General features: G+C 55.5%; 14 protein-coding genes. 12 read left to right on the top strand and 2 right to left on the bottom strand.

Annotated elements, in window-relative coordinates:
• From BLV48_RS17295 to BLV48_RS17250, 10 genes are all read left to right on the top strand, one after another.
• The coding region (locus BLV48_RS17295) for a nuclear transport factor 2 family protein (protein ID WP_091828046.1) at positions 1-369 on the top strand (369 nt) is incomplete at its 5' end.
• A 48-nt stretch (positions 370-417) separates the two neighbouring features.
• Entirely contained in the window at positions 418-1,707 is a 1,290-nt protein-coding gene (locus BLV48_RS17290; protein ID WP_091822802.1) for an aromatic ring-hydroxylating oxygenase subunit alpha, read from the top strand.
• Positions 1,708-1,710: 3 nt separating this feature from the next.
• Positions 1,711-2,193: an aromatic-ring-hydroxylating dioxygenase subunit beta gene (locus BLV48_RS17285; RefSeq protein ID WP_091821118.1), complete on the top strand. Its 483-nt coding sequence runs from the start codon at positions 1,711-1,713 to the stop codon at positions 2,191-2,193.
• Between the two features lie 11 nt (positions 2,194-2,204).
• Positions 2,205-2,960: an SDR family NAD(P)-dependent oxidoreductase gene (locus tag BLV48_RS17280; protein WP_091828045.1), complete on the top strand. Its 756-nt coding sequence runs from the start codon at positions 2,205-2,207 to the stop codon at positions 2,958-2,960.
• Positions 2,961-2,969: 9 nt separating this feature from the next.
• Positions 2,970-3,935, top strand: coding sequence for a PDR/VanB family oxidoreductase (locus BLV48_RS17275; protein WP_091828044.1), 966 nt, complete (start codon positions 2,970-2,972; stop codon positions 3,933-3,935).
• An 88-nt stretch (positions 3,936-4,023) separates the two neighbouring features.
• Positions 4,024-5,046 carry a TRAP transporter substrate-binding protein gene (locus tag BLV48_RS17270; RefSeq protein WP_254775076.1) on the top strand — a complete coding sequence of 341 codons (1,023 nt, stop codon included), beginning with the start codon at positions 4,024-4,026 and terminating at the stop codon, positions 5,044-5,046.
• Positions 5,047-5,057: 11 nt separating this feature from the next.
• Positions 5,058-5,579 (top strand): TRAP transporter small permease, encoded by a 522-nt coding sequence (locus tag BLV48_RS17265; protein ID WP_091828043.1) that lies wholly within the window; start codon positions 5,058-5,060, stop codon positions 5,577-5,579.
• Positions 5,580-6,896, top strand: coding sequence for a TRAP transporter large permease (locus tag BLV48_RS17260; protein WP_091828042.1), 1,317 nt, complete (start codon positions 5,580-5,582; stop codon positions 6,894-6,896).
• A gap of 45 nt (positions 6,897-6,941) precedes the next feature.
• Complete coding sequence (locus tag BLV48_RS17255) at positions 6,942-7,865, top strand: catechol 2,3-dioxygenase (protein WP_091828041.1); 924 nt, start codon at positions 6,942-6,944, stop codon at positions 7,863-7,865.
• Positions 7,866-7,878: 13 nt separating this feature from the next.
• A complete protein-coding gene (locus BLV48_RS17250; protein WP_091828040.1) occupies positions 7,879-8,796 on the top strand; it encodes a flavin reductase in 918 nt (305 codons plus the stop codon).
• A 12-nt stretch (positions 8,797-8,808) separates the two neighbouring features.
• Here the strand turns inward: BLV48_RS17250 and BLV48_RS17245 are convergent, their stop codons facing one another.
• A complete protein-coding gene (locus tag BLV48_RS17245) occupies positions 8,809-9,303 on the bottom strand; it encodes a MaoC family dehydratase (protein WP_091828039.1) in 495 nt (164 codons plus the stop codon).
• 211 nt (positions 9,304-9,514) lie between these two features.
• Here BLV48_RS17245 and BLV48_RS17240 point away from each other — a divergent pair, with 211 nt between their 5' ends.
• A complete protein-coding gene (locus BLV48_RS17240; protein ID WP_254775075.1) occupies positions 9,515-10,153 on the top strand; it encodes an AraC family transcriptional regulator in 639 nt (212 codons plus the stop codon).
• A gap of 98 nt (positions 10,154-10,251) precedes the next feature.
• The gene (locus tag BLV48_RS17235) at positions 10,252-11,166 is read left to right on the top strand and encodes a DMT family transporter (protein ID WP_091828038.1); all 915 of its coding nucleotides are present in this window, start codon (positions 10,252-10,254) and stop codon (positions 11,164-11,166) included.
• A gap of 12 nt (positions 11,167-11,178) precedes the next feature.
• Here the strand turns inward: BLV48_RS17235 and BLV48_RS17230 are convergent, their stop codons facing one another.
• Positions 11,179-11,766 (bottom strand): nucleoside deaminase, encoded by a 588-nt coding sequence (locus tag BLV48_RS17230; protein WP_091828037.1) that lies wholly within the window; start codon positions 11,764-11,766, stop codon positions 11,179-11,181.
• Positions 11,767-12,005: the final 239 nt, after the last annotated feature.

Here is a 12,005-nt window from a genome sequence, read left to right as displayed (position 1 = left end):
GCCATCTGGGAAGGCAGGGGCAAGCGCTACGCTGCTACTTTTGGCCGCCGTGAAGGACGTGAAGCGATCAGGGACATGTTCGTGAAATACACCCTGCCGCCGGCGCACTTTGCTCTGAACGTACATTTTCTGACCTCTGAAAAGGTGAATGTGCAGAGCGAAACCGAAGCGGAAGGCACCTGGGTGCTGCTGCAGACCGCTACCTTTACCGATGGTCGCTCACAGCTCAGCAGTGCACTGTTGAACGTGCGTTTTCGCCGGGAAGACGGGCGCTGGAAGATCGCTCATTTCTGTACCACCAGTCGATTCAATCGGCCCGTGCAGACCCCCTGGGACAACCCCCAGCCACTGCCGGTCCCTGAAGAATAAGTGCTCGGCGGCAGCGCCAGCAAGGCAACGAATAAAGAGAGCAAGACCATGAGTGAACTGATCGATATGCAAAACATCAGCCTGAAAGCGGCTGAAATGGTAGAAGAGGGCCGGGTACACAAGGATCTTTACTCTGATCCGGCCATCTTCGAAGAAGAGCTGGACAAGGTGTTCAACAACACCTGGGTCTTTGTTGGCCACGCGAGCGAAGTACCTGAGGCGGGCAGTTTCAAGACCTCATACATCGGTCGTCAGCCGGTTATCCTGAGCCGCGACCGCAAGATGAATTTGCATGTACTGCAGAACCGCTGCCGCCACCGTGGCGCCACCGTGTGCGAAGCACGCAAGGGCAAAACCAAGGCGTTCACCTGCCCCTATCACGGCTGGGGCTATGGTCTTGACGGTAGCCTGCGCGCGTTGCCCAAGCCGGAAGAGTACGACGGCGTGTTCGACAAGAATGAGCTGCCGCTGGAAAGCCTGCGGGTGGAAACCTATCAGGGCATGGTATTTGCTACTTTTAGAGATGACATCGAGCCACTGGAAGACTTCCTCGGTGGTGCGAAAAAGTGGATCGACCTGTTCATGAAGCAGGGCGGTGGGTATCCGGTCAAGGTACTGGGCGAGCATCGTTTCAATTTCCCGGGCAACTGGAAAATCCAGCTGGAAAACACGACCGATGCCTACCATTTCCCGATCATTCACAAGTCGTTCCTGACCTCGCTGGATGATGCGACGGCTGACATTTTCGACTTCCTCGATGGCGATGGGTTTGTCGAAGACCTGGGTAACGGCCACAGCGTAATGGTGATGATTCCGCAGTTGGTGGATCTGGAAGAGGATCTGGATCAGCCGATTCCGGCCCGCTTCGAAAAGCTGGCGCAGGAGTTGCGCAATGAAGGCAAAACGGAAGACGAAGTGAAGAAACTGGTCCGTGCTGCCCACGGCACTGGTTTCAACCTCAACCTGTTCCCGAATGTCTCCTGCTCCATGGCGTTTTTCCGAGTGTTGCGGCCGGTCAGCGTAGGTGAGACCGAGATTCAGCACGTAGCGTTGGGCGGTGAAGGCGCCCCGGCTCCATTTAACCGCAAGCGCATGCGTCTGCACGAGCACTTCCAGGGGCCGATGGGCTTCGGCACGCCGGATGATGGTGAAGCCTGGGAACGGGTCCAGAAAGGCTCCATGGCAGGCAATGATGGCTGGATTCTGGTCAACCGCGGCATGAACAACCTGCACCAGTCCAAAGACGGTAATGTGGCTGGATCGGTCTGTTCCGAAACCGGCATGCGCGGTGCCTATCGCCAGTATAAGAAAATGATGGCTGCTGGAGAGGAGAAATAAGTGATGAAATCCAATACCCAACTGCTGGCGCAGGTGATCGAATTCATTGGTTATGAAGCGGATCTGCTGGACCACAAGGGCTATCAGGAATGGCTTTCACTGTGGACCGAATCAGGCCTCTATATCGTGCCGGCTGATCTGAATGAAACGGATTATCTGAACACGCTGAACCTGGCGATGGACGATGCTGACATGCGGCGCATGCGCGTGGCGCGTCTGGAAAACGGTGAGTCTGTTTCTGCCATCTCGGTTGGCGATACCGTGCGCATGATGTCCCGTGTACGTGTGCTTGAAGCAGGTGATGATCTGGTCATTGCACGCTGCGCCATGACACTGAACGAGCTGCGCCATGGCAAGCTGGTGACCTACCCGGCCAACGTGGAGTACAGCCTGAAACCGAGCGCGGACGGTTTCAAACTGGAGCAAAAGGTCGTGAAACTGCTGCATGCGGACGGCTTCTTGCGCACTGTTAGCTTCATCTTCTAAGGAGTGGCCGCATGAGTAACCCAACACAGTCTCATATTGCGCTGGTCACCGGTGCAGCACAGGGCCTTGGCAACAACATTGCAGCCCGTCTGCTGGCCGCCGGCTACCGAGTCGCCCTGTCAGACCGTTCACTGGAAGCGGCCAAAGCTGCCGCAACGGCCATGGACAGTAGTGGTGAGCGGGTCATGCCGCTGGCGCTGGATGTGGCCAGCAAGGCGGATTTTGAAGCTGCACTGGCGGCTGTACTGGAGCGCTGGGGTGATCTGCATGTTCTGGTAAACAACGCAGCCGTCACCCGTGCGACACCGGTGATGGAGATCAGCCCAGAAGAGTTTGCCGATGTGGTGAACATCAATCTCGGTGGCACTTTCTCCGGCTGTCAGGTGATGGGTCGGCATATGGCTGACAAGGGTTATGGCCGCATCATCAACATGGCCTCGCTGGCTGGACAGAATGGGGGCACCTCGACCGGTGCCCACTATGCTGCCTCCAAGGGCGCCATCATTACGTTGACCAAGGTGTTTGCCAAAGAACTGGCCAGCCAAGGCGTGACGGTAAATGCCATCGCGCCGGGACCGATCGAGTCACCGATGGTCAAGGCACTTGTACCTGAAGAGCGCCTGCCAACGTTGTTGGGCGCCATTCCGGTGGGGCAATTGGGCGATGCCGACTTTATCGGCGAAATGGTGGTGCAGTTGGCACGGCCGGAAGCCTACTTCACTACCGGTACGACCCTGGACATCAACGGCGGCCTGTTCATGCGCTGAGGCGAGACTATGACGAGCAATATTGATAACACTCTCATTCATGTGACCGTCACGCGGCGTGAAGACCAGACCGACGAGATCGCCGTGTTTGATCTGAGCGCAGCTGATGGCAACGTACTGCCGGCGTTTGAGGCCGGCGCCCATATCGATGTGGTATTGGGTCCGGAACTGATTCGACAGTACTCCCTGAGCAACGCGCCGGGCAGCAGCAGCTACCGGTTGGGGATTCTGAATGACCCCAATTCACGTGGTGGTTCCAGGCAGATTCATGCCGAGTTGAAAGCCGGTGCCGAGGTACAGATCAGTGCCCCGCGCAACCATTTCCCACTGGAAATGGATGCAGAGCACAGCCTGTTGATCGGTGGTGGTATCGGTATTACGCCGATGATCGCCATGGCATACGCTTTGAAGGCGGCAAACAAGTCTTTCGAACTGCACTACTGCAGTCGCAGTGAAGCCAAGGCGGCGTTTCTTGAAGAACTCAAGCGCGAGTTTGGTGAACAACTTGTGCTGCACTTTGACGACGCCGGTGACACCGGTCGGATCAATCCAAAACTGCTTTGTGCAGAAGCCCAGCCCGGTACCCATCTGTATGTCTGTGGCCCCGGCGGGTTCATGGACTGGGTGATCGAGCAGGCCAAAGCGGCAGGGTTGCCAGACAAGCAGATTCACTTCGAATATTTCAATGCCGAGGTGGATATCAGTGGTGAGGCGTTTGAAGTTTATGCTGAAGCCAGTGATGTGACCGTACAGGTCGGTCCCAACGAAAGTATCGCCACTGCCCTGAAGGCAGCCGGGGTAAAGGTACAGATGTCCTGCGAAGAGGGTGTATGCGGGACCTGTATCTGTGATGTGATCGAGGGCATTCCTGATCACCGAGACCACTTCCTCACAGACGAGGAAAAGGAAGACAACGACCAGATCGCGCTCTGTTGCTCACGAGCCAAAAGCGCGCGCCTGGTGGTCGATATCTGAAACAGTTCGCTGTATAGGCCGACCGGCGCACTATGCTCCGGTTGGACGCCGGTTCGGACCGGACTAAAACCAGAAACGGAGAATAACGATGAAGAAGATGATGTTTCGAGTCGCTGCAACTGCAACAATCGCACTTCTGGCTTCAGGTGCGCAGGCGGAAACGCGCCTGACCATGTCGTCCTGGCTGCCGTCAGGTCATCCTCTGGTACGTGATGTGATGGTGCCCTGGGCCAATAGCGTGGAAGAAGCAACTGAAGGTCGTGTCAAGGTAGTTATGCTGCCATCTGCGCTGGGTCACCCACGGGTGCATTATGATCTGGCTGCAGAAGGCCAGGCGGATATCACCTATAGTGCACACGGTTACACCCCGGGCCGTTTCAGTCTTTATAAAATGGTCGAGTTCCCCTTCGGTGGTGACAGTGCGGAAGCCACGTCTGCTGCCTACTGGCAGGTATACAACAAGTATCTGAGCAAGGCTGACGAGCATAAGGATGTTAAATTGCTGGGTCTGTTCACGCATGGTCCGGGTCATATCCACAACAGCCGTCGCAGTGTGAAAAGTGCAGCCGACATGCAGGGCCTCAAGCTTCGCGTGGGTGGTGGCATCATGAATGAACTGTCCACTGCTCTTGGTGCTGTGTCATTGCAGCAGCCCTCTTCCAGCACCTACGAGATGGTGTCCAGCGGCGTAGCTGATGGCACTCTGTTTCCGCTGGAGTCCGTACCGGCGTTCAATATTCAGGACAAAACCACCTACACCACGCTGGTGCCGGGTGGGCTGTATAACTTCAGCTTCTTTGTCGTGATGAATAAAGATCGCTTCGAAAGCCTGCCGGAGGAAGATCAGGCGGCTATCGAGAAGGTGTCCGGTGAAACGCTGGCACGCTTGGCTGGTCGCATGTGGGATACCCAGGATGCCAAGGGGCTGGAAGCGATCGAGGCCAATGGCAATGAAGTGTTGACCGCAGACGAAGCGTTCATGAACGAAATTCGTACAGCCAGCGAGCCGATGGTGCAGGAGTGGTTGAAGCAGGCTGAAGCTGCCGGCGTTGACGGTGCTGCAGCGCTGGCGGAATTCCGCGAACTGAGCCGTGAACTGGCCAAAGACTAACAGGTGAGCCGATGAAAGCTTCTCTCAGAGCTTCAGCCGGCAGCCGAGAGGTGGTGGTACTGTTGTACCGCCACCTGCTCAGCGGTACGGCCGCCATCGTCATGTTCATGATGATGCTGGTGACACTGATCGATGTACTGGGACGCTATCTGTTCTCGTCTCCTTTGAATGGAGCCTATGAGCTGACCGAGTTGATGCTGGCGGCGGTGATCTTTTTGGGACTGCCACTGATTACGGCAGAAGGTGGGCACATTGCGGTGGACCTGCTGGACTCTTTCTTCGGCGGCTGGGGGCAGCGTATTCAGAATGGGTTGATTGAGGTAATCAACGTATTCGCCTTTGGTACCTTTACCTGGGTGCTGTGGGAGCATGCTCTCAAGGTGCAGCGTTACGCTGATACTACAGCCGTACTGCAGATTCCGCTGTCCTGGCTTGCTTTCATGATGGCAATTACCACAGGTCTTGCCACTCTGGCTTTGGTCCTTCGATTGATATTTGGCAGCAGTCGTCTCTTTGCACAAGGAGAGCAGTAAATGGAAGCAAGTCTGATCGGCTTTGCGGCCTTAATGGTACTGATTCTGGCCCGTGTGCCGTTGGGCATCGCCATGGCGATTGTCGGCGTGGTGGGTTTTGCACTTGTGCAGCAGGTTACCTATGGTAACCCACGTGGCTGGAGCATCTCACTCAATATGGTGGCATCGACCGCCTTTGATACCGGTCTGGCATACGGCCTGTCGGTGGTGCCGCTGTTTTTGCTGATGGGCAATCTGATTACCGAGTCGGGAATGTCAAAACAGCTTTACCGTGCGGCCAACGCTTTTCTGGGGCATTTCAAGGGTGGCCTGGCACTGGCGACCGTTGTCTCCTGCGGTGCCTTTTCTGCCGTGTGTGGCAGTTCCATGGCGACATCCGCCACCATGGCTAAAGTGGCGATGCCTTCCATGCGTGAATATAAGTATTCAGATGGGCTTGCTACCGGTGCCATTGCTGCCGGCGGAAGTCTTGGCATTCTGATCCCCCCCAGTGTAATTCTGGTGGTATACGGCCTGATGACCGAAACGGATATTGGCAAGCTGTTCATTGCCGGCCTTATTCCGGGCATCATCGGTATTCTGCTCTATATGGTTGCAGTGATTGTCACTGTCAGGCTTAAGCCTGACAGTGGCCCTGCCGGTGCTCGCTCCAGCTGGAAAGAGAGGCTGATCTCTCTGAAGGGGGTATGGGGCATCAACCTTATTTTCATCATTGTGATGGGCGGCATTTATGCCGGTATTTTTACCCCGACTGAAGCGGCCGGAATCGGCGCCTCAGGGGCCTTCCTGATTGCCATGTTCAGCGGCAAACTCAGTGCAAAGATGATGTACCGTTCACTCAGTAATGCGGCACGGACAACCGCGATGCTGTTTTTCCTTGTGATTGGTGCGCTGATTTTCTCCAATTTCATCAACATGACTGGCATGCCGATGATGCTGCGAGATTGGGTGGTGGAGCAGGGGTTCAGCCTGTTTATGGTGCTGGTAATACTGATTGCAATTTACCTGTTGTTGGGCTGTGCGCTGGAAAGCATGTCGATGATCCTGTTAACCGTACCGGTGTTCTATCCGATGGTACAGGCCATGGGCATGGATCTGATCTGGTTTGGCATTCTTGTCGTGGTCGTGACCGAAATCAGTCTGATCACGCCACCGGTGGGTATGAATGTGTTCGTACTGCGAGGTGTGGTTCCGGACGTCAAACTCTCAACCATTTTCCGTGGAGTCGTTCCTTTCTGGTTGGCAGACATCCTGCGACTGGTACTGATCGCATCGATACCATCACTGTCACTGTTACTGCCCAACACGCTGGGTTAAATGACACACTGAAACTGACATAACAATAAAAGCTGAGGTAACCCAATGAAAAAAGGTGTAATGCGTCCCGGGCACGTGCAGATTCGCGTGCTGGATATGGATGAAGCCGTCAAGCACTACGTAGACCTGCTCGGTCTGATCGAAATGGACCGTGACGATCAGGGCCGTGTCTATCTCAAGGGCTGGACCGAAGTGGACAAGTTCTCGGTGGTGCTGCGTGAAGCGGACGAAGCCGGTATGGATTTCATGGGCTTCAAGTGCTTGAGCGAAGAGGTTGTGGACAGCCTGCGTGCTGAGCTGGTTGCGTTCGGCTGTGAAGTGGAAGACATTCCTGCCGGTGACCTTAAAGACTGTGGACGCCGCGTCCGTTTTGTTGCCCCCACCGGGCACGCGTTCGAGCTTTTTGCCACCAAGGAGCAGACCGGCAAGTGGGGCGTGGGCAATCACAACCCGGAAGCCTGGCCGCGTGGCCTGAAAGGCATGCAGGCGACCCGTTTCGACCACTGCCTGCTGTACGGCCCCAACCTGGACCGCACTTTAGAGCTGTTCCGTGATGTGCTCGGCTTCGATCTGGCTGAGCAGGTGATGACACCGGACGGCAAGCGTGTCGGCCAGTTCCTGACTGTCAGCATGAAGGCGCATGATGTGGCGTTTATCGATCATCCGGAGCCAGGCAAGTTTCACCATGCCTCCTTCTTCCTTGAGACCTGGAACGATGTGCTCAAGGCGGCGGACTTGATCTCCATGACCGATACCTCAATCGATATTGGCCCGACACGTCATGGGCTGACTCATGGTCAGACCATCTATTTCTTTGACCCTTCCGGCAATCGTAACGAGGTTTTCTGCGGTGGCGACTACCACTACCCGGACCACGAGCCGGTGACCTGGGATGCGGGCGAGCTGGGTAAAGCAATTTTCTATCACGACCGTCAGTTAAACGAGCGTTTCCTGAGCGTGCTGACCTGAATCGGAGACAATCATGTCATTTGATCCGAAAGATTTTCGCCGGGCGCTGGGCAAGTTCCCCACCGGCGTAACCGTAATTACCACGCGAGATGCTGAGGGTAATCCCATCGGCATGACCGCCAGCAGCTTTAACACCCTGTCGATCGAGCCTGCGCTGGTGCTCTGGAGCATCGACAAGGGGGCTTGGAGTCTGGAGGCATTCACCCGTGGGAAATCCTTTGCCATCAATGTGCTGCGTAATGACCAGATTGAAATTTCCAATCGGTTCGCGCGCCGGGGCGAGGACAAGTTTGCCGATATCCACACCCGCGACGACCAGCACGGCTCGCCACTGCTGCACGGCACGGCAGCCTGGTTCGGTTGCAAGACCTGGAACGTCTACGAGGGGGGAGACCACTTTATTATTGTGGGCGAGGTGACCGATTACTCTTATGAGGAAAACGTCAGCTCACTGGTGTTCCACAACGGTCGTTATGCGGTGCCCGAAACCCACCCAGCGGTTCAGGCTCCGACCGGACCGCTGGAAGCCAGGGGATTTCTGGGTGATTACCTGTTGTTCCAGTTGCGTCAGACACTCAATGCCTATGCCTCTGACTTCTATCCGAGGTTGAGCCATTTTGGGGTGACCGCCGAAGAATGGCGTGTATTGACGCTGCTGGCCGATGGCGAAGCGATGGAACAAGAGCAGATTTGCCGCTATGTTTCCCAGCCACTCAAAGAGCTGATGTTTACCGGCGAATGGCTGCAGGACAAGGGGCTATTGCAGGTGGAGGGTAGCTGCTTCCGGTTGACCGAGAAAGGGCAGCAGCTGGCAACCCAGCTGCTGGACAAGGCGATTGAGCACGAGCGGCAGGTGATGTCCTGCCTCAGTGAGGAGCAGCAGCAAACGCTTAAAGAAAGTCTGCGCTTGTTGCAAAAGGGACTGAGCTAAGGCTTTACAGCCCTAGGACTGATCCTGGCGGCTGCGGGCCAACCTGTTGGTCGGGTCGCCTTCGGCCAGCATCTGCCGCAACCGCTGACGCTCTGGGTCACCGGGTACAATCCCGGTGACCTCTGCCTCCAGGACGATCACCCCGTCCGGATTGGTCATTTCGACCCTGGCGCTGGCGCGCCCACGCGGATCTATTTCTCTGATGGTCCAGCGACAGGTAATAGCCTCGCCTACGTAAACAGGTCGTCTGAAACGGAAATTCATGCCCGCTGCCAGCCAGCCAATCTGACCGCCAATCTCGGTCAACAGGCTACCGGTCAGCAGCCCATGTGCCACTGGGGCTCTGAACCCCTTCAACTCGGCAAACGCCTGATCAAAATGTACCGGATTGTAGTCGCCGGACAGGCGCGCGAAGGTGTCAACTTCCTCTTGTGTAAAGCTGCGAGTCACACTGAAGCTGTCACCCGGCTGCAGCCCTTCCGCTGCACGTTCTCGCATTGAATTCATGGGACCCCTCCATTAAGCGCATAATGATTATATTGAACGGTGTTCAATAATCTTGTCACTGTTTACAACACTGAGGTCTTGATTCAAAGCTGGCTCATTATCACCTAACATGCCGTTACTGTTTCAAAATCAAGGCCTATCCATGTCAGGACGACTTTCAATTCGATCATATAGCCGCCAGAGGCAGGGGCATTCGCACACGTACCATCAAATGGTACTGCCGCTACGCGGTGCTATTGAGATCGAGCTCGACGGTTTTGCCGGTCGGGTCGCGTCAGGAGAATGTGTCGTTATTCGATCTGGACAGCAACATCATTTCACTGCTGATGAAGAAGCCCGGTTTGTCGTAGCAGACATGCACTTGTTACCGGAAAATCTGCGCGCAACTGATTCATGTGTATTCAGAATCAGTGGGCCTCTGCTCCAATACCTCAGTTTCGTAGAAACGCAGTTGGGGCATCAAGTCAACGATGCTCTGGAACAATCCATGTTTGCCACCTTCGCATTGTTGCTTGCCGAGCAGCGCTTGCTGCCTCAGGTCGATCGGCGTATCCGGCAGGTTTTGCAAGTGATAGACATGCGGCTGTCTGAGAGGCTTACTTTGGATGAGTTGGCACAGACTGCCTGCCTTAGCGAGACCCAGCTTAAAAAGCTGTTTCGCCAGCAAATCGGTCTCAGTGTGATGCAGTACCTGACCCGTGTGCGGATGGAGAAGGCCAAAGCTCTCTTGCAGCATACCGACTACTCTGTCCAGCGTATCGCTGAACAGGTTGGTTACAGTGACCTGTCGGCTTTCAGTCGCCGCTTTTCTGCCAGCTTTGGGCTGTCCCCGACCCGCTTCAGCCGTTGAAGAGCGGCTGTTTGGCATATAGAAGCGGCTGATGAGCAAAAACTCTGCAGCTCCTCTCAAATAGACTGGCGTTACATTCACGAGTCAAAAGGTAGAGCATGGGGAATCAGCAGGATGACATGCAGGGTATTGCGGCTATTGTTTTGGCCAGCGTGCTTTGGGGGACAACCGGAACGGCGGCGAGTTTTGCCCCGGCCGTCAGTCCACTGGCGACAGGGGCTTTTGCCATGGGAGGCGGTGGCGTGCTGTTGGTTCTGCATGCGTTGCGCTTCCTGCTCAAGGATCGGGCGCGGCTGAAAGCCTGTTATGCGGTGCTACTGACAGGTGGGGCAGCAGTTGCGCTTTATCCGCTGGCGTTTTACAGCGCCATGCGCCTTTCGGGGGTGGCCATGGGAACGGTTATATCCATTGCCAGTGCACCACTGTTTGCCGTTGTACTGGAGCGCCTGATAGGAAAGAAACAGGTCTCCTCCCGGTGGATTCTTGGCTTTATTACGGGAGGGTTGGGAATCCTGCTGTTGACGTGGGGTAAGGAGCCACAGTCCGTGGAAGGTGGCAATGAGTGGCAATACATCGGGGCTGCACTGGGGCTGTTGGCCGGTCTGACGTATGCTGTCTACTCGTGGTCAGCTCGACGATTGATTGAGCAAGGGATACACGCCAGAGCGGCCATGGCGGCAATGTTTGGGCTGGCGGCGCTGGTATTGCTGCCATCACTGGCTATCACGGGTGACAATCTGTTGACGACTCCGATTCATGCCAGTGTTGCGCTCTATATGGCAGTGGTGCCCATGTTCATCGGTTACCTCTGCTTCAGTCGTGGGCTTAGGCAGGTGGAGGCCAGCACAGCAACACTGATTACACTGCTGGAGCCTGTAGTTGCTGTGATGTTGGCAGTGCTGATCGTCGGCGAACGCTTCATGCCTGTCGGTTGGCTGGGGGTTATGCTGATTATGTTGAGCCTATTGCTGCAGACAGTAAGACGCCGCCCCGGTGGCATAAAATCGCGGTAGTAAACCGGAAGCTCAGTTCTCTTTCTTTGCATCTGTTGCGGCAACGCCCCGCCAGTCTTCAAGCTCCAGCTGTGGCTGCTCCGCTCTGAAGCGCGCATACAGCTCGATACCGTTCAGGTCTTCCAGAATGTCGACCTGAATGCCTTTGCTGCGCAGCAAAGCTTCATTGCCACTGGCGCTGGTGATGTCACCGACGACGACGCGGCTGAAACCACGCATGTACAGCAGCGTGGCACAGACATCGCAAGGGCTGAGCGAGGTGAACAGCGTGGTATGGCTGAAGTCGATCCTGCCGGCATCTCGGATGGCTGAGGTTTCGCCGTGATTGTAGGGGTGGCTTTCCTGTACCAGCGTATTGTGCCCCTTGCCCAGAATGCAGCGTGTGCTGTTATCGATGATGACGGCCCCGATAGGGCAGCCACCCTCGTTATAACCTTTATGGGCAAGCAGTACCGCGATCCGCATAAAATCTCGGTCCGACAGCCTGTGTGCAAAGTCGTCAGCCATCAATACAGGCAGGCTTGTAGTAGGCATGTGCGCGATTGTGTTCAGAACCGACTCGGTGATGGCAGTATCCTTGTCAAACAGCGTGGTGTTCATATGAGCTCCTTTTGCGGCACAGAATGCATTGTAGCCCTACAGCTGTCTTTTTTCGTGTTATCAATAGCAGAAGGATTTGCTGCCAAGCTGGTGCCATTAAGGTGCGGCGGGCTGACAATGCGACATTGTCGAACAATGTCATCAAATGACAATGGCGGACAAACTGCCTGTTTTTATCTCAAATTATTGAAATATAACATTTTTAAATAAGTGGCACGCTACATGCTGTTACTGGTTAG

It is taken from the genome of Marinobacterium iners DSM 11526, assembly GCF_900107855.1.
Classification (GTDB): domain Bacteria; phylum Pseudomonadota; class Gammaproteobacteria; order Pseudomonadales; family Balneatricaceae; genus Marinobacterium; species Marinobacterium iners.
The sequence above is the reverse complement of the archived record's forward strand: the minus strand, read 5'-3'. Positions and strand labels throughout refer to the sequence as shown.

Coding starts and splice junctions, on each gene's coding strand:
- BLV48_RS17280 (WP_091828045.1), top strand. CDS start 2,205: ATGAGTAACCCAACACAGTCTCATATTGCGCTGGTCACCGGTGCAGCA.
- BLV48_RS17275 (WP_091828044.1), top strand. CDS start 2,970: ATGACGAGCAATATTGATAACACTCTCATTCATGTGACCGTCACGCGG.
- BLV48_RS17265 (WP_091828043.1), top strand. CDS start 5,058: ATGAAAGCTTCTCTCAGAGCTTCAGCCGGCAGCCGAGAGGTGGTGGTA.
- BLV48_RS17285 (WP_091821118.1), top strand. CDS start 1,711: ATGAAATCCAATACCCAACTGCTGGCGCAGGTGATCGAATTCATTGGT.
- BLV48_RS17290 (WP_091822802.1), top strand. CDS start 418: ATGAGTGAACTGATCGATATGCAAAACATCAGCCTGAAAGCGGCTGAA.
- BLV48_RS17270 (WP_254775076.1), top strand. CDS start 4,024: ATGAAGAAGATGATGTTTCGAGTCGCTGCAACTGCAACAATCGCACTT.
- BLV48_RS17245 (WP_091828039.1), bottom strand. CDS start 9,303: ATGAATTCAATGCGAGAACGTGCAGCGGAAGGGCTGCAGCCGGGTGAC.
- BLV48_RS17250 (WP_091828040.1), top strand. CDS start 7,879: ATGTCATTTGATCCGAAAGATTTTCGCCGGGCGCTGGGCAAGTTCCCC.
- BLV48_RS17235 (WP_091828038.1), top strand. CDS start 10,252: ATGGGGAATCAGCAGGATGACATGCAGGGTATTGCGGCTATTGTTTTG.
- BLV48_RS17230 (WP_091828037.1), bottom strand. CDS start 11,766: ATGAACACCACGCTGTTTGACAAGGATACTGCCATCACCGAGTCGGTT.
- BLV48_RS17255 (WP_091828041.1), top strand. CDS start 6,942: ATGAAAAAAGGTGTAATGCGTCCCGGGCACGTGCAGATTCGCGTGCTG.
- BLV48_RS17260 (WP_091828042.1), top strand. CDS start 5,580: ATGGAAGCAAGTCTGATCGGCTTTGCGGCCTTAATGGTACTGATTCTG.
- BLV48_RS17240 (WP_254775075.1), top strand. CDS start 9,515: ATGGTACTGCCGCTACGCGGTGCTATTGAGATCGAGCTCGACGGTTTT.